The 14,977-nt window shown below is 71.9% G+C and carries 17 protein-coding genes; 6 read left to right on the top strand and 11 right to left on the bottom strand.

Features of this window, described 5'->3' with window-relative positions; genetic code table 11:
- From J7U37_RS12935 to J7U37_RS12910, 6 genes are all read right to left on the bottom strand, one after another.
- On the bottom strand, nt 1–930 hold the full coding sequence (locus tag J7U37_RS12935) for a VWA domain-containing protein (RefSeq protein WP_247635974.1): 930 nt from the start codon (nt 928–930) through the stop codon (nt 1–3).
- On the bottom strand, nt 927–2,003 hold the full coding sequence (locus tag J7U37_RS12930) for a VWA domain-containing protein (protein ID WP_247636010.1): 1,077 nt from the start codon (nt 2,001–2,003) through the stop codon (nt 927–929). The genes J7U37_RS12935 and J7U37_RS12930 overlap by 4 nt, the downstream gene beginning before the upstream one ends.
- Before the next feature lie 6 nt (nt 2,004–2,009).
- Nucleotides 2,010–2,468 carry a DUF4381 family protein gene (locus J7U37_RS12925; protein ID WP_247635973.1) on the bottom strand — a complete coding sequence of 153 codons (459 nt, stop codon included), beginning with the start codon at nt 2,466–2,468 and terminating at the stop codon, nt 2,010–2,012.
- A gap of 30 nt (nt 2,469–2,498) precedes the next feature.
- Nucleotides 2,499–3,374 (bottom strand): DUF58 domain-containing protein, encoded by an 876-nt coding sequence (locus J7U37_RS12920; protein ID WP_247636009.1) that lies wholly within the window; start codon nt 3,372–3,374, stop codon nt 2,499–2,501.
- 95 nt (nt 3,375–3,469) lie between these two features.
- Nucleotides 3,470–4,480: an AAA family ATPase gene (locus J7U37_RS12915; protein ID WP_247635972.1), complete on the bottom strand. Its 1,011-nt coding sequence runs from the start codon at nt 4,478–4,480 to the stop codon at nt 3,470–3,472.
- 323 nt (nt 4,481–4,803) lie between these two features.
- Nucleotides 4,804–5,049, bottom strand: a complete 246-nt coding sequence (locus J7U37_RS12910; protein ID WP_056187587.1) for a hypothetical protein — start codon at nt 5,047–5,049, stop codon at nt 4,804–4,806.
- Nucleotides 5,050–5,191: 142 nt separating this feature from the next.
- Between J7U37_RS12910 and J7U37_RS12905 the strand changes: the two genes are divergently transcribed.
- From J7U37_RS12905 to J7U37_RS12885, 5 genes are all read left to right on the top strand, one after another.
- Entirely contained in the window at nt 5,192–6,106 is a 915-nt protein-coding gene (locus J7U37_RS12905; protein ID WP_247635971.1) for an alpha/beta hydrolase, read from the top strand.
- Between the two features lie 374 nt (nt 6,107–6,480).
- Nucleotides 6,481–8,172 carry a methyl-accepting chemotaxis protein gene (locus J7U37_RS12900; RefSeq protein WP_247635970.1) on the top strand — a complete coding sequence of 564 codons (1,692 nt, stop codon included), beginning with the start codon at nt 6,481–6,483 and terminating at the stop codon, nt 8,170–8,172.
- Nucleotides 8,173–8,337: 165 nt separating this feature from the next.
- The gene (locus J7U37_RS12895) at nt 8,338–9,039 is read left to right on the top strand and encodes an orotate phosphoribosyltransferase (RefSeq protein ID WP_056187596.1); all 702 of its coding nucleotides are present in this window, start codon (nt 8,338–8,340) and stop codon (nt 9,037–9,039) included.
- 58 nt (nt 9,040–9,097) lie between these two features.
- Nucleotides 9,098–9,814, top strand: coding sequence for an MgtC/SapB family protein (locus J7U37_RS12890; RefSeq protein ID WP_247635969.1), 717 nt, complete (start codon nt 9,098–9,100; stop codon nt 9,812–9,814).
- 139 nt (nt 9,815–9,953) lie between these two features.
- Nucleotides 9,954–10,637 carry an SDR family oxidoreductase gene (locus J7U37_RS12885; RefSeq protein ID WP_247635968.1) on the top strand — a complete coding sequence of 228 codons (684 nt, stop codon included), beginning with the start codon at nt 9,954–9,956 and terminating at the stop codon, nt 10,635–10,637.
- A 15-nt stretch (nt 10,638–10,652) separates the two neighbouring features.
- Here the strand turns inward: J7U37_RS12885 and J7U37_RS12880 are convergent, their stop codons facing one another.
- Nucleotides 10,653–11,015: a hypothetical protein gene (locus J7U37_RS12880; protein WP_247635967.1), complete on the bottom strand. Its 363-nt coding sequence runs from the start codon at nt 11,013–11,015 to the stop codon at nt 10,653–10,655.
- 271 nt (nt 11,016–11,286) lie between these two features.
- On the opposite strand from J7U37_RS12880, the gene J7U37_RS12875 reads away from it, so the two are divergent.
- A complete protein-coding gene (locus tag J7U37_RS12875) occupies nt 11,287–12,150 on the top strand; it encodes a C40 family peptidase (protein ID WP_247636008.1) in 864 nt (287 codons plus the stop codon).
- Here the strand turns inward: J7U37_RS12875 and J7U37_RS12870 are convergent.
- Genes J7U37_RS12870 through J7U37_RS12855 form a run of 4 tightly spaced genes read right to left on the bottom strand, consistent with a single transcriptional unit; the run spans nt 12,128 to nt 14,940 of the window.
- Nucleotides 12,128–12,589, bottom strand: coding sequence for a low molecular weight phosphatase family protein (locus J7U37_RS12870; RefSeq protein WP_056187609.1), 462 nt, complete (start codon nt 12,587–12,589; stop codon nt 12,128–12,130). The two genes, J7U37_RS12875 and J7U37_RS12870, sit on opposite strands and share 23 nt — an antisense overlap.
- Before the next feature lie 56 nt (nt 12,590–12,645).
- The gene (locus tag J7U37_RS12865) at nt 12,646–13,143 is read right to left on the bottom strand and encodes a UPF0262 family protein (protein WP_056187612.1); all 498 of its coding nucleotides are present in this window, start codon (nt 13,141–13,143) and stop codon (nt 12,646–12,648) included.
- A 7-nt stretch (nt 13,144–13,150) separates the two neighbouring features.
- The gene (gene hisD / locus J7U37_RS12860) at nt 13,151–14,446 is read right to left on the bottom strand and encodes a histidinol dehydrogenase (RefSeq protein ID WP_247635966.1); all 1,296 of its coding nucleotides are present in this window, start codon (nt 14,444–14,446) and stop codon (nt 13,151–13,153) included.
- Nucleotides 14,446–14,940: a DUF2948 family protein gene (locus J7U37_RS12855; RefSeq protein ID WP_056485667.1), complete on the bottom strand. Its 495-nt coding sequence runs from the start codon at nt 14,938–14,940 to the stop codon at nt 14,446–14,448. Before J7U37_RS12855 ends, hisD begins: the two co-directional genes overlap by 1 nt.
- Nucleotides 14,941–14,977: the final 37 nt, after the last annotated feature.

Here is a 14,977-nt window from a genome sequence, read left to right as displayed (position 1 = left end):
TCAGGCGGCCCTCCGGAACAGGACGAGGGCCGGCAGCAGCGCCAGCAGCACGAGCCAGCGCCCGAGATCGGCGAAGGCCAGCACGGTGTAGCCGCCGGCGGCGAGGTGCTGCGCCGTGCTGACGCCGACCGCATCGAGCACGGGGCCGGGCTGGTCGAGGATGGCGAAGCGCCCGGCGCCCGCATCGGCGAGGCGTTCGAGAGCGCCCCGGTCGGGTTTCGGCGAGCCTGTCGGCAGGCCGGGTCCGGCGGGCACGAACACACCGTGCAGGTGCCAGCCCTTCGCCCGGATCGCGGTCGCCTCCCGCAGGGCGGCGTCGCCGATGCCGTCGCCGTCGGTGACCAGGACCACGTCGCCCGCGATCACGCCGGCCTCCTCCAGGGTGCGGCGGGCCAGCGCCAGCCCGCGCTCGGGGTGTGTGCCCCGGTCGGGCACGGTGTCGCCGTCGAGGGCGAACAGGGTCGAGGACAGGGCGTCGCGGTCGGTGGTCGGCGGCGCGGCGAGGTAGCTGTCTCCGGCATAGACCACCACGGCGACGCTGCGGGTCCCGGCCGCCTCGGCCACGCCCTGGGCGATCTGGCGCACATCCTTGAGGTGCCCGCCCTCCGCGATGGAGCGCGACAGGTCGACCACCACCACGGTGGCGTCGAGGTTGCGGAAGGTGGCGGCGTCCGGGCGCTCGACGGCGGGGCCGGTCAGCGCCAGGGCGATCAGGCCGGCCGCGAGGGCTGCGGCGAGGTTCGCCTGCCGGCGTCCGCCCAGCACCGCGCCGCGCTTGGCGAGGAGCGCCATCAGGGCGGGATCGACGGCCCGGGTCCAGTCGCCGAGCGGCGCCGAGCGCCAGGCGGCGCGCAGCGCCAGGGCGGCGACGAAGGGGATCGCCACCAGCCACCAGGGGCGCAGGACCGCGATGGTGTCGAGGACGCTCATGCGGTCCGCCGCGACGCGAGGAGGCCGGCCGCCGCCAGGAAGGCGAGGGCGGCGGGCCAGGGCCAGAGGTCTTTGCGCAGGGGAACCGGCGGGGCCTTGGCGCGACCGCCCTCGATCTGATCGATCGCCTCCGCCATGGCCATGAGATCGTCGGTGGTTTTCACGCGAAACATCCGGCCGCCGGTGAGGTCGGCGATGTCCCGCAGGGTTTCGGTGTCGACCACGTCCTGCTCGCCGTCGGCATTCGAGAGGTCGCGGGGGCCGAGCGCGATGGTGTGGACCCGGATGCCGAGTTCCTTGGCGAGGCCGGCGACGTCGCGGGGGGTGGTCTGGCCGGCATTGTTGGCGCCGTCCGTCATCAGGATCACCACTTTGGCGGTGGCCTGCGGCGCGCCCTCAGCCTGCGGCACGCCTCCCGCCTGCGGCACGCCCCCCGCCTGTGGCACGCCCCCGGCCTCGGCCCCCGTCGGGCTCAGGCGCTTCAGGGCGAGGCCGAGGCCGTCGCCGATGCCGGTGGAGCGGCCGACGAGGCCGATGGTCGCCTCGTCCAGGGCGCGGGCGACCGTGGCGGTGTCGAAGCTCGGGCTGGCGGCGACGTAGGATTCGTTGGCGAAGATGACGAGACCGATGCGGTCGCCGGCCCGGCGGCGGATGAAGTCGGTGCCGACGCGCTTGACCGCGGCGAGCCGGGTCACGGTCTGGCCGTCGAGGGCGAAGTCGCGCCGCTCCATCGAGCCGGAGAGGTCCATCGCCAGCATGATCTCGCGGCCTGAGGCCGGAAGGGCGGAGGCCGGCAGCACGAGGCGGGGGCCGGCCAGGGCGACCACGAGGGCGCTCCACAGGGTCCAGATCAGGGCGGCGCGACCCCGACCGCGCGCCGCGATGCTCTCGCCCCGCGCGGCCTCCGCCACCAGGGAGGCCGGCACCCGCAGGGCGCCGCTCGATCCCACCCGCTCGGCCGGCATCAACCGCGCGGCCAGCAGCGGCAGGGGCAGCAGCAGCAGGGCATAGGGACTCGCGAGGTCGAAGGCGGAGGCGAGGGCGGTGAGCCCTTGTGGCAAAAGTCCCGTCATCATGGCTCAGGCCCCGATCCGGGCGAACAGGCGGGCCAGTTCGGCATCCACCGGCCCGGGCTCGGGCGCGCCGCGCTGGTAGAGCCCGTCGGTGAAGATGCAGCCGGCGCCGGCGCTGAAGAAGGTCGTGGCGAAGAGGCGGTCGAGGGTGGCGGCCCAGGCGGCCCCCTGCGCGTCCGCCGCCGCATCGCCCTGGAGCGTCCGGGCGAGGCGGCGAAGCAACTGGGCCTGGGCCACGCGGCGGCTCTCCGGCGGCAGGGCATTGGCGGCGGCGAGTTCGCGCAAGGCGGCCCGCCGCACCGAACCGCGCCGCCGGGCGCGCAGCCAGCGCAGCAGGCCGAAGGCGAGGGCGGCCGTGAACCCGAGCGCGATGGCGAGCATCACGGCGCCCTGCGCGGCCCCGGTTTCGGCGGGCAGGTGCAGGGCGCGCAACTGGTCGAGGCTCGGAGCGGCGTCTGAGTTCACGCGGTGATCCCCTGATTCACGTGAAACACGTCAGAGCACCGCATCGAGGCGCTCCATCAGCGGGGCGTAGGCTTCGGGGCCGGCTTCCACGTCGAGGCGCAGGCCCTCGATGCCGCGCCGGGCATAGGCGACGAGGCGCGCATCCGCGCTCGGCGGCGCGTCGGCGCTCTTCCGTGCCGTGTCGGACCGGCTCGCCTGGACGGTGCCGCGCCGGCCGTCCGGCGTGGCGAAGGGGTAAAAGCCGGGCGGGCGGGCGCGCTCGAAGGCATCGCTGACCAGGACGAGGCGAATCGACAGGCGTTCGGCCATGATGGTCAGGAGATGGTCGAAATCGGCGCCCGGCGTATCGAGGGCGCTGCCGATGACGAGGTGGCCACCCGAGGGCAGCAGGCTCTGGGCGAGGGTGAGCGCCGCCGCCAGGGGCGGATCCGCGCCGCCGGCCTCCGACAGGGCACGGGCATGGGCCAGCGCCAGGGCGCCGGTGATCGCCGTCATGGCCCGCTCGCCGCCGGCCGGGCGCACCACCACGGGCTCGCCGGCCCCCACGGCCACGAGGCCGATGCGGCCGCCGTCGCCGACGATGCGCCAGCCGAGCAGCACCAGGGCCTCGGCCGCCGCCACCGAGCGGAGCGCCCGCCTGGTGCCGAACAGCATCGAGGGCCGGAGATCGACGAGGAGCACCACGGCGCGGTCGCGCTCGTCGTGGTGGGTGCGCACGTGCAGGATGCCGGTGCGGGCGGTGGCGTTGCGATCGATGTGGCGGCGGTCGTCGCCCTCGGACCACAGGCGCACGTCGTCCGGCTCCGAGCCGCGCCCGCGCCGCCGGGTCACGATCCCGCCGGGCAGGCCCGCGAGGGTCCGGGTGGCCGGGCCGGTGCCGCGCCGGGCGAGGTGGCGCAGGCCCATCAGCGCCTCGCCGGAGAGGTGGATGCCCGGCGCCAGCAGCGGGTCGGTGTCCGACAGGGCGGCGGGGGCCGGGCTCGGGACAGACATCGTCGCGCTCAGAGCGCCCGCACCCGCTGGACGAGGCCGCGGATGATGCCCCGCGCCGTCTGGCCCTCGGCCGCGGCGCGCCAGGTCAGGCCGATGCGGTGCGCCAGCGCGTCGGCGGCCAGATCCGCCACATCCTCCGGGATGACGTGGTCACGGCCGCGCAGATAGGCCCGCGCCTTGCCGGCGAGCATCAGCGCCAGCGTGCCGCGCGGCGAGGCCGGATGCTCGATGGCGGCGCGCAGGTCCGGGGCCGCCGCATCGGTGCGGGTGCCGGCGACCAGGCGCACGAGGTAGTCCTTGAGCGCCGGGGAGACGTAGACGTTGAGGGCGGCCTCGCGGGCGGCCCGGATCTCCGCCACCGAGAGCCGCACCGGCATGGCTTCGGCGTGGTGGTTCAATTCGCCCTCGACGAGATCGAGGATGCGGCGCTCGGCGGCCTCGTCCGGCATCTCCACCAGGACGTGGAGGAGGAAGCGGTCGAGCTGCGCCTCGGGCAGGGGAAAGGTACCCGCGTGCTCGATCGGGTTCTGGGTCGCCACCACCATGAACGGGTCGGGCAGGGCGTGGGTGTGGCCCGAGACCGTGATCTGCCCCTCCGCCATCGCCTCGAGCAGGGCCGATTGCACCTTCGGGGGCGCGCGGTTCACCTCGTCGACGAGGACGAGAGAGTGGAACAGGGGGCCGGGCAGGAATTCGAAATCGCCGGCATCCTGGCGCCACACCGTGGTGCCGGTGAGATCGGCCGGCATCAGGTCGGGAGTGCACTGAATGCGGGCGAAGCTGCCGTCGAGCCCCTCCGACAGGCGTTTGACCGCGCGGGTCTTGGCAAGGCCGGGGGCGCCCTCGATGAGGAGATGACCGCCGGTGAGGAGGCCGATCAGCAGGCGCTCCACCATCGCGTCGGCGCCGATGAGCCCGTGCAGCAGGCCGTCGCGCAGGGCGAGGATGCGCCCGCGCAGGGCGGCATCCACGGGCGGAGCGCCGGACGCCGGACGCTCGGCGAGGATCGCGCCGCTCATGCGGACAACGCCGCTGGTGCGAGCAGGCTCGCGTCGATCGGACGAATCGCCCGGATCGTCTGGGGGGCAGGAACGGTGGGCCGATCCATGCGCGTCTCCTCGGTGGCTTTTTTGGATGCGAATTCTTGAGCGATCCGCAGTCTTCGGGTGTGCCCGCTGCGCGGGGCGGGCGTCAATCCCGCGCCGACCTCCACGAGGCCGCAGGCTTGCGCTGGGGTTGCCCGTTCGAACACCCCGTTTCGAGCACGATCCGGACCGGAGCCTCGCCCGCCCAGACTTGCCTGCCCAGACTTGCCAGCGGGGATTCGCCCGCCCGGGCTGGATCAGAGCTTCTTCGACATCGGGGCCATGCCGTGGCCGGCCATGCCTTCGCAGCAGCAGGCGGCCTTCTTGGCCCGGGACGGTTTCATGCCGCCCGCACGCAGATCCATCTTGTTGCTCTTGCCGCACATCATGCCGGCGCCGCCGCCGCAGCAACCCGCAGCCTGGGCGGGGACGAAGCTGGCGAGCGCGAGGCCGGCGGCCAGAACGAACGGAGTCAGACAGGTCGGCATCGAATAGGTCGGCATCGGCGAAAATCCTGTTGGTCAGCAGTGAAGCGGTGGATGGAACCGGAGAACCGCCTGCTTCTAACAGAATCGTCACCGGCCGTGACTGCGAACCGTTGGCTCGGGGCGCGCGTTCCCCCGGCCCCTGCCGGAGGCGCCGCCCGTGACCACGGATCTGTTCCCCACCTTCGCGTCCCGTTGGATCGACATCCCGGCCGGGCGCTTCTTCGCACGCGTCGGCGGGCCGGAGGAGGCGCGGCCGGTGCTGCTGCTCCACGGCTTTCCGCAGAGCCACGCCTGCTGGCATCGGATCGCCCCGGCGCTCGCCGAGCGCCGCCGCGTCATCTGCCTCGACCTCAAGGGCTACGGCTGGTCTAGCGCGCCCGAGGGCGATCCGCGTCACGAGGCCTACGCTAAGCGCACCCTCGGGGCCGAAATGGTGGCCGTGATGGAAGCCCTCGGCCACGTCCACTTCGCCCTCGTGGGGCACGACCGGGGCGCCCGCATCGGCTACCGTCTCGCCCTCGACGAACCCGGCCGGATCGCCCGGTTGGCGCTCCTCGACATCCTGCCGACCCTGGTCCAGTGGGAGCGGATCGAGGCCGACCCCCCGAAACCCTCGCCGCGTACATCCTCGCACTGGCACTTTCTGGCCGAGCCGGCACCGGGCCCCGAGCAGGCCATCGGCCGGGATCCGGACGCCTATTTCGAGGGGCTCCTGCGGGATTGGAGCGGGGACACATCCCTGCGGGCCTTCGCGCCCGCCGCCCTGCACCTCTACCGGCAGGCCTGGGGCGTGCCCGAGCGCATCCACGCCTTCTGCGAGGATTACCGGGCGGGAGCCACCCGTGACCGCGAGGCCGACCTCGCCGATCTCGCGGCCGGACGGGCTCTGGCCTGCCCGACTCTGATCCTCACCGGCGACGGCTATCTCGATCGCAGCACCGAGACGCCGCTCGCCGCCTGGCAGCGGACCTTCGCGCCGAAGGCCGTCGCGACCGAGATCGCCTCCGGCCACTTCCTGGCCGAGGAGAACCCCGCCGCGACCCTGGCCGCCCTCCAGACCTTCCTGGACTGAGGGCGCACGGGCGCGATGTCCGGCGACCAAGTGCCGGCCGATCAGGTGTCCGTCGGAACGAGATCGACGATTCAAAGTCGTCACAATAGCTCGAACCTCATCCCCAAATGTTCGGTCCTCGACCCGGCGCGAGATGAACGGAAACCCTCGGCAACATGGCAGGATAAGGAACCGGAAAAATCACGCTGCGTGATTGAGCAAGGTCTGAATGCTTCGGAGGTACAACCAAGCGGACGCATAAGATTCATCAAATGCATCGAATTTCGGTTTCGTTAACGCTTGTTTCAGCGAATTATCACAGAACCGTGAGAGGAGCGCCGCGTCACCGAGAGGCCGATCATGGTCCCGCGACGGCGTCATCCACGGGGGTTGCGATGCGCGCGTTCAACGATCTCAAGCTGATGGCAAAGCTCGCCATTCCCAGCTTGGTCCTCATCCTGGTGGCGGTGGGCCTGGTGGCCCTGGCGCGCTCCAGCCTGGCGACGTTGGACCAGAACACCACGCAGATCATCGAGGTGCGCGCCACGCGGCTCTTCCTGGCCCAGAAACTGGCCCTGGCCATCGACGAAGCGGTGATTGCGGAGAAGAACGCCATCATCGAGACCGACGAGACCCTGATGAAGACGGAGTTCCACCACTATCAGGCGAACCAGAAAACCGCTTCCGAGACCCTCGAGCGCCTGATCGCCCTGGCCGATACGCCGGAGCGCCGGACCATCCTCACGGGAGTTCGAGCCGACCTCCAGAGCTTCTTCACCGCCGCCGAGCGCTCGGTCACCCTGGGGCTCCGCAACGAGAACGAGGCCGCCGCCCGCATCTCAAAGCAGGAGGTCCGGCCGGCCCGGATCAAGCTCACCGAGAGCGTGGCGACGCGCGTCGCCTCCAACCTGCGCGATCTCGATGCCGCCAAGCAAGACGCGACCGAGACGGCGCAGAGCGCCACCCGCACCCTCATCCTCACCGCCACCATCGGCCTCGGCGTCGCGGTCGGCCTGCTGGCCCTCATCACGCTCTACGGCGTCACCCGCCCGCTCGCCGGCATGACGGCGGCGATGGAATGCCTGGCGGCTGGAGACCTCGCGGTGGCGGTGGCGGGCCTCGAACGGCGGGACGAGGTCGGCCTCCTCGCCCGGTCGCTCCAGGTGTTCAAGGACAATGCCGTGGAGGCCCGGCGTCTCGCGGCCGCGCAGGCGGCGGAGGACGAGGCCAAGATGCGCCGGGCCCAGCGCCTCGACGCCCTCACCCAGGCCTTCGAGCGCAACGTCTCGACCCTGACCCAGGGGCTGGCGGGCGCCGCCACCGAGATGGAGGCCACCGCGCAATCCATGAGCAGCGTCGCCGGCCAGACCAACCAGCAGACCGTGATCGTCGCCGGCGCCGCCGAGGAGACCTCCGCCAACGTCCAGACCGTGGCCGCCGCCAGCGAGGAGATGTCGGCCTCGGTGCAGGAGATCGTGCAGCAGGTGAGCCTGTCGGCGCGCATCGCCAGTCAGGCGGTGGAGAACGCCCAGCGCACCGACGCGACCGTGCGGCGGCTGGCCGGCACCACGGAGCGGATCGGCGCCTTCGTCGACGTGATCTCCAGCATCGCGGCCCAGACCAACCTGCTGGCGCTGAACGCCACCATCGAGGCGGCGCGGGCCGGCGAGGCCGGGCGCGGCTTCGCGGTGGTCGCCTCCGAGGTGAAGGAACTGGCCGGCCAGACCGCCAAGGCCACGGGGGAGATCGGCGAGCGCATCACAGAGATCCGCAGTGCGACCCATGAGGCGGTGGCCGACATCGAGACGATCAGCCGGATCATCGCCGAGATGTCGACCTATGCCGGCTCCATCGCCGCCGCCATGGAGGAGCAGGGGGCCGCGACCCAGGAGATCACCCGCAACGTCCAGGAGGCGGCGCGCGGCACCGAGGAGGTGACCGTCAACATCGCGGGCGTGCGCGACGGGGCCGGCCAGACCGGTGCGGCCGCCTCCCAGGTGCTCAGCGCCGCCCAGGAACTGGCGCGGCACTCGGAGAGCCTGACCCGCGAGGTCGGCGGCTTCCTGGCCGACGTGAAGGCGGCCTGACGGCACCTCCAGGGCGTCACCCCTCTCCGGAGGCGGCGTACATCTCCAGGGTTGACGCCCTTGGCGGTTGGCGGGAAGGAGAACCCATCCTTCAGACGGATGCGCGGCCCCGCCCGGAGGCGGGACGGGGCCGCGCCCGCCGCCCGCACGAGAGCGAACCCGCGCATGACGACCTCCTTCCTGCCGATCGACCGCGCCGTGATCGCCCGCGAGGCGGCCAAGATGCTGCTCGAGATCAAGGCGGTGCATTTCTACCAGGACACGCCCTTCACCTTCACGTCGGGCTGGGCGAGCCCGGTCTACATCGACTGCCGCAAGATCATCTCGTATCCGCGCCTGCGCTCGACGCTGAACGATTTCGCCGCCGCCACCATCGTGCGCGACATCGGCTACGAGTCGATCACCCACGTGGCCGGCGGCGAGACCGCCGGCATCCCGTTCGCGGCCTGGATCTCCGACCGGCTGATGCTGCCGATGCAGTACGTGCGCAAGAAGGCCAAGGGTTTCGGCCGCAACGCCCAGATCGAGGGCGAGGTGGTGGAGGGCGCCCGGACCCTGCTGGTGGAGGATCTGGCCACCGACGGGCGCAGCAAGGCGCTATTCTGCAAGGCCCTGCGCGACGCGGGCGCCCAGGTCGACCACTGCTTCGTGATGTTCTTCTACGACATCTTCCCCAACAGCCGGCAGGCGATGGCCGATCTCGGCATCCAGCTGCACTACCTCACCACCTGGTGGGACGTGCTGGCGGTGGCCAAGGAGAGCGGCCACTTCGACCCGAAGGTGCTGGCCGAGGTCGAGAGCTTCCTGCACGAGCCGGCGAAGTGGTCGGCGGCGCATGGGGGTATCTCGGACTATCCGCAGGCGTGATCCGCCGGCCGGATCGCCTTGTCATGGTGCCGTCACGGGACACCGTCAGGGCAGCGCGATGAGTTCCATCCTGTCCGGGCCGCTGCCCGAAGCGGTCAATTCGGCGATCAGCCTCATCGTGGCCTTCGGGCTCGGCACCCTGATCGGGGCCGAGCGGCAATATCGCCAGCGCACGGCGGGCCTGCGCACCAACGTCCTGGTGGCGGTGGGGGCGGCGGCCTTCGTCGATCTCGGCATGCGTCTCGAAGGGGCCGCCGGCGGCACCCGCACTGTGGCCTACGTGATCTCGGGCGTCGGCTTCCTCGGCGCCGGCGTGATCATGAAGGAGGGCATGAACGTCCGCGGGCTCAACACCGCCGCGACCCTGTGGTGCTCGGCGGCCGTGGGCGCCTTCGCGGGCGCCGACTTCCCCCTCGAGGCGGCCTTCGTCACGGCGGCCGTGCTCGCCGGCAACACCCTGCTGCGGCCCCTCGTCAACGCCATCAATCGCGCGCCCATCGACGAGAGCCAGACCGAGGCCACCTACGAGGTCCAGGTGACCGTGGCGGCGGACGGTGCCGGCCCGGCCCGCGACCTGCTGGTCGAGCGCCTGGAAGCGGCAAAGTACCCGGTCGGCGGCATCGAGGTGGTGGAGCGCGGCGAGGACACCGTCGAGGTGGTGGCGACCCTGGTGGCGACGGCGGTGACGTCCGCCGAACTCGACGCCGTGGTGGCGGCCCTGGCGCGGATGCCCGGCATCGAGCACGCCACCTGGTCGGTGCAGACGGCGGATTGACCGCTCAGGTGCGCCGGCACACCTCGGCGCGGGCGGCCCGGATTGCCGGAACCGCTCATCCGTCCAACCTCCTCCGCTGAGGGTCGGGCGGCCCGGCCCGAGGGCGGCGCGCCCGTCCGCGAACCAGGGACACGATCACATGGCATCCCAGAAGAACGCGCTCATCGTCGGGGCCTCGCGCGGCCTCGGCCTCGGCCTCGTCGAAACCTTCCTGCAGCGGGGCTGGCGGGTGACCGCGACTCAGCGCTCCGCTTCCCCGGGCCTCGCGGCGCTGGCCGACGAGGCTCTGACGATCGAGACCGCGGACATCGACGACGATGCCGCCGTGGCGGCCCTGCATGACCGCCTCGCCGGCCAGAGCTTCGACCTGGTCTTCGTGGTGGCGGGCGTGGCGACGCAGGCGCACGATCCGGCCCATGCCGTGCCGCGTGACGTGGCCGCCCAGGTCTACCTGACCAACGCGATCAGCCCGGTGCGCTTCGCCGAAGTCTTCCTCGACCGGCTGGCTCCGAAGGGTCTCGTCGCCTTCATGAGCTCGATCCTCGGCAGCGTCGGCCTCAACGATTCCGGTGGCTGGGAGACCTACCGGGCGAGCAAGGCCGCCCTCAACACCCTGGCGCGCAGCTTCGAGATCCGCCATCGCGAAACGGGGTTCGGCGTGCTGCTGCTGCATCCGGGCTGGGTCCGCACCGAGATGGGCGGAGCCGATGCCGACATCGACGTCGCCACCAGCGTCACCGGCATGGCCGACGTGATCGCGGCCCGGCTCGGCCGAACCGGGACGGCCTATCTCGACTACGCCGGCAAGACGCTCGACTGGTAGCCTCTCACGCCGCGATCAGGGGCGTCCGATCGGCGGACGCCCGCGACGCTCGATGATGACCGGCGGCCGGCGGCGCTCGACGATGACGGTGCGGGGGGCCCGGTTCGGGCTCGCCGCCGTGAAGATGCGCTCCGGCATCCGCTCGGGCATCCGTTCCACCTTGGCCTGGGCTGCGGCGACCACGTGCTCGCGCACCGCGTCGAGGGGCAGGCCGATCAGGCCGGCGGCGATCTCGACCTGCTGTTCGATGTCGTCGGCGAGATCCTGCGCGGCGGCGACCGCCTCGGGAATCGTCGGCGGCTCGCGCCGCACGCGGATCGGCGGCAGATCCTGGAAGGATTTCGAGGTCTTCTTCACGGCGCGACTCGCTAGGGGCATGCGCCGACTGTAATCCCGATTTGCCGGTTTGTGCAGTGCACACATTTGCGGGCGCCCCGTGCGTTTCCGGCAGTGGGACCCATCGCGCGGCAGCCGGATGGATTTTCGATCAGGGATCCGGGTTCGGCGCAGACGGAGCGGCCTCCCGAGACGCAGGTTGCCGACCGGACAGGCAGTTTCCAGCGTCACCATGACGCAGACGGGGTGATCGCCGCGTCGGCGGTTGCGACGGGTCGAACCCCGGGAGATAGTCGCGCCCATGCCGACCGCCCTGCTCGACCTGTCCGACCCGCGCCTCGTCCCGGCCCGGCCCGAGATCGCCGATATCCGCCTGCAAGGCCGCGTCGACGCCGCCCGCTACGTGGTCGGCGAAGCGCGCAGCGTCGTTGTGCCGGCCGCGCCGCTGACGCGGGCGCCGCGCTTCGATGCCGGTCTCGAGACCGAGGCCGTGATGGGCGACGCGGTCACCTTCTACGGGGCCGACGAGGGCTTCGCCTTCGTCCAGCTCGACCATGACGGCTATGTCGGCTACCTGCCGGAGGCGGCCCTCGGACCCGTCGGGGGGCCGACCCACCGCGTCACCGCCCTGCGCAGCTTCCTGTATCCCGGACCCGACCTGAAGCTGCCCGCCACCGGCTACCTGACGCTCGGCGCCCGCGTCCAGGTCCAGGACTCGGTCGGCGACTACCATCGCCTCGCGACCGGGGGCTTCGTGTTCGCCGGACATTGCACGGCAGCCGATGTCCTGGAGCCCGACTACGCCGGCACCGCCGAGCGCCTCGTCGGCACGCCCTATCTCTGGGGCGGACGCACCAGCCTCGGACTCGACTGCTCGGGCCTCGTCCAGCTCTGCCTGGCGCTGGCGGGGATCGCGGCGCCGCGTGACGCCGACCAGCAGGAGCGCGGGCTCGGCGAGCCGCTCGCCCCGGACGTCGACGGGCTCCGGCGCGGCGACGTCGTGTTCTGGCGCGGCCATGTGGGGCTGATGCTCGACGCCACCCGCCTCATCCACGCCAACGGCCACCACATGGCGGTGGCGGTGGAGCCCCTCGCCGAGGCCGTCGCCCGCATCCGGGAGAAGAGTTTCGGGCCGGTGACGTCGATCCGGCGGCTCAACCCTTCAGCCGCATCTTGATCCGGTAGACCAGGCCGTCGCGGACGTCGCGGTAGGCGTCGAGGCGCTGCTCGCGGGTGCCGTCCTGGATGTGGGTCGGGTCGGGGGTCGGCCAGTACTCGACCTCGACCGCGTTGGTACGGGTCAGTTCCAGGGCGGCGTGGTGGGCTTCGGGCGCCAGGGTGATGATGAGGTCGAAGTTCAGGCCCTCCCATTCCTCGAGCTGGGCCAGGGTGCGCGGCTTGTGGCGCGCGGCATCGATGCCGATCTCGTCCAGCGCCGCCACCATGAACGGGTCGGCGGGCTCGCCCGAGCGGACGCCGGCCGATTGCACGTAGATCGACTTGCCGAAGTAGTGGCGTGCGATGGCTTCCGCCGCGAGCGAACGCACGGCGTTGAAGTTGCACATGAACAGGGCCGACTGCACGCGCGTCTTCTTCGGGCCGGTCGCGTCCGCCATCCGGTCTTCTTCTCAGCCTCGCGCTTCGAGAGGGGGCGCCGCTCGGGCCTCGCGGGTCACGACTTCCAGTGCAAGGCGAAGACCAGGGTGAACAGGCGCCGCGCGGTATCGTGGTCGAGGTCGACCTTGCCCTCGAGGCGCTGCCGCAGCAGGTCGGAGGCCTCGTTGTGCAGGCCGCGCCGGCCCATGTCGATCGCCTCGATCTGGGTCGGCGAGGCGGTGCGGATGGCGTTGTAATAGCTCTCGCAGATCATCTCGTAGTCGCGGATCACCCGGCGGAACGGGGTCAGCGACAGCAGGTGGGTCATCACGGGCTCGCCGTCCTCGCGCTTGATGACGAGGGCGAGCTTGCTCTCCACCAGGCCGAGGGTGAGGGCGTAGGGGCCCTCGCGCCCGGGAATCGTGAAGCTGTTGTCCTCCAGGATGTCGAAGATCGCGATGGCGCGCTCATGCTCCTGATCCGGGTTGCCCCGGCCGATCGACTCCTCGTCGAGGGTCACCACCGCGAGGCGGTGAGGCGATTGGGGCTCGCTGGATTTGGCCGCACCGGACATCGCACCCTCACAGGTTCAGGCGGATCGCCACCGAGCGGGCGTGACCCTCCAGGCCCTCCGACCGTCCGAGGGCGATGGCCGCAGGCCCCAGCGCCCGGAGGGCCGCCGGGTCACAGCGCAGGATCGTGGTGCGCTTCATGAAGTCGAGCACGCCGAGCCCGGAGGAGAACCGCGCCGAGCGGGCGGTGGGCAGGACGTGGTTGGGGCCGCCGACATAGTCGCCGATGGCCTCCGGGGTGTGCGAGCCGAGGAAGATCGCGCCCGCGTTGCGCACCTTGGCGGCGAGCCCCTCGGCATCCTGCGTCTCGATCTCGAGGTGCTCGGGGGCGAGCCGGTCGACCAGCGGCACCGCCTCGTCGAAGTCCCGCACCACCACGATCGCGCCGTAATCGCGCCAGCTGGCCCGCGCGATGTCGGCCCGCGGCAGGGTTCCAAGCGCCCGCTCCACCGCCTCGGCGACGTCGCCGGCGAGCGTCTCCGAATCCGTGATCAGGATCGATTGGGCCGCGGTGTCGTGCTCGGCCTGGGCCAGGAGATCGGCCGCCACCCAATCGGGATTGGCGTGCGCGTCGGCCAGGATCAGCACCTCGGAGGGACCGGCGATCATGTCGATGCCGACCTGCCCGAACACCCGGCGCTTGGCCGCCGCCACCCAGGCATTCCCGGGGCCGACGATCTTGGCCACGGGGGCGATGGTCTCGGTGCCGTAGGCGAGCGCCGCCACGGCCTGGGCGCCGCCGACCCGGTAGACTTCGTCGACGCCGGCGAGCTGCGCGGCGGCGAGCACCAGCGGGTTCATCGTGCCCTCCGGCATCGGCACCACCATGACGACGCGCGGCACCCCGGCGACGCGGGCGGGAATCGCGTTCATCAGCACCGAGGAGGGATAGCTCGCGGTGCCACCAGGGACGTAGAGGCCGACGGATTCCAGTGCCGTCCAGCGCCAGCCGGCGGTGACCCCCAGGCTGTCGGTGGCGCTGTGGTCGGCGGGCACCTGGGCGGTGTGGAACGCCTCGATCCGGGCGGCGGCGAAGCGCAGGGCCTCCAGGGCCTCGGGCGGGCAGGCCGCGACGGCGGCCTCGATCTCGGCCGGGGTGACGCGCAGGGACGCGACGGTGAAGTCCTCGCCGAGCCGGTCGAAACGGCGGGTGTAGTCGACGAGCGCATCGTCGCCGCCCGCGACCACGCCCGCGATGATGCCGCGCACGGTCTCGTCGACATCCTCCGAGATCTCGCGCTTGACGCTGAGCAGACGCGCGAAGGCGGCGGCGAAGTCGCCGTCGCGGGAATCGAGACGGACCATCAGGTGTTTCCTTCTCGGGCCTGTCCCGCTGGAGCCTGTCCCGCGATCGCGGCGCGCCCGGCGACCACGGCTTCGTGGTCGGGACGCCCCTCGACCTCCCAGACCGGACCGAGATCCTTCAACTGGACCTCGATGCATTCGAGTTCGAGCTGGATTGCCGCGCCGCCGGCGAAGACCAGGGTGGCGATGCCGGACGGCGCCTCGGTCGGCGCGAAGGTGATGGCGAGGAGTTCGAGGGGCGTCTCGGCATCCGCACCGGGCGTGATGCCGCGGGTGCGCACCTTCAGCACCCGCTCGAAATGGATGCCGGTCAGGCGGCGGCGCGGCGGCGCACCGTCCTCCGCCGACCAGTCGAAGCGGCGCGCCACCAGGACGAACCGATGCTGCGCGCTGAGATAGGCAAGGTCGCTCCCCTTCAGGATCGCGTCCTGCAGGTGGGCGGAGATGACGCCCAGATCTTCGGCGTCGAGGGCAGCGAGCCTGAGAAGCTCCATGATCGGGTGTCGCGCTCCTGTCGGTGGGCCGGCCCGG

The sequence above is a fragment of the Methylobacterium sp. 37f genome, assembly GCF_023093475.1.
Lineage (GTDB): Bacteria > Pseudomonadota > Alphaproteobacteria > Rhizobiales > Beijerinckiaceae > Methylobacterium.
This window is presented reverse-complemented; position numbering and strand designations above follow the sequence as displayed.

Excerpts from the sequence above, each read along its gene's own strand:
- J7U37_RS12935 (WP_247635974.1), bottom strand. The coding sequence starts at position 930 with ATGAGCGTCCTCGACACCATCGCGGTCCTGCGCCCCTGGTGGCTGGTG.
- J7U37_RS12930 (WP_247636010.1), bottom strand. The coding sequence starts at position 2,003 with ATGACGGGACTTTTGCCACAAGGGCTCACCGCCCTCGCCTCCGCCTTC.
- J7U37_RS12920 (WP_247636009.1), bottom strand. The coding sequence starts at position 3,374 with ATGGGCCTGCGCCACCTCGCCCGGCGCGGCACCGGCCCGGCCACCCGG.
- J7U37_RS12915 (WP_247635972.1), bottom strand. The coding sequence starts at position 4,480 with ATGAGCGGCGCGATCCTCGCCGAGCGTCCGGCGTCCGGCGCTCCGCCC.
- J7U37_RS12910 (WP_056187587.1), bottom strand. The coding sequence starts at position 5,049 with ATGCCGACCTATTCGATGCCGACCTGTCTGACTCCGTTCGTTCTGGCC.
- J7U37_RS12900 (WP_247635970.1), top strand. The coding sequence starts at position 6,481 with ATGCGCGCGTTCAACGATCTCAAGCTGATGGCAAAGCTCGCCATTCCC.
- J7U37_RS12895 (WP_056187596.1), top strand. The coding sequence starts at position 8,338 with ATGACGACCTCCTTCCTGCCGATCGACCGCGCCGTGATCGCCCGCGAG.
- J7U37_RS12890 (WP_247635969.1), top strand. The coding sequence starts at position 9,098 with ATGAGTTCCATCCTGTCCGGGCCGCTGCCCGAAGCGGTCAATTCGGCG.
- J7U37_RS12885 (WP_247635968.1), top strand. The coding sequence starts at position 9,954 with ATGGCATCCCAGAAGAACGCGCTCATCGTCGGGGCCTCGCGCGGCCTC.
- J7U37_RS12880 (WP_247635967.1), bottom strand. The coding sequence starts at position 11,015 with ATGCCCCTAGCGAGTCGCGCCGTGAAGAAGACCTCGAAATCCTTCCAG.
- J7U37_RS12870 (WP_056187609.1), bottom strand. The coding sequence starts at position 12,589 with ATGGCGGACGCGACCGGCCCGAAGAAGACGCGCGTGCAGTCGGCCCTG.
- J7U37_RS12865 (WP_056187612.1), bottom strand. The coding sequence starts at position 13,143 with ATGTCCGGTGCGGCCAAATCCAGCGAGCCCCAATCGCCTCACCGCCTC.
- hisD (WP_247635966.1), bottom strand. The coding sequence starts at position 14,446 with ATGGTCCGTCTCGATTCCCGCGACGGCGACTTCGCCGCCGCCTTCGCG.
- J7U37_RS12855 (WP_056485667.1), bottom strand. The coding sequence starts at position 14,940 with ATGGAGCTTCTCAGGCTCGCTGCCCTCGACGCCGAAGATCTGGGCGTC.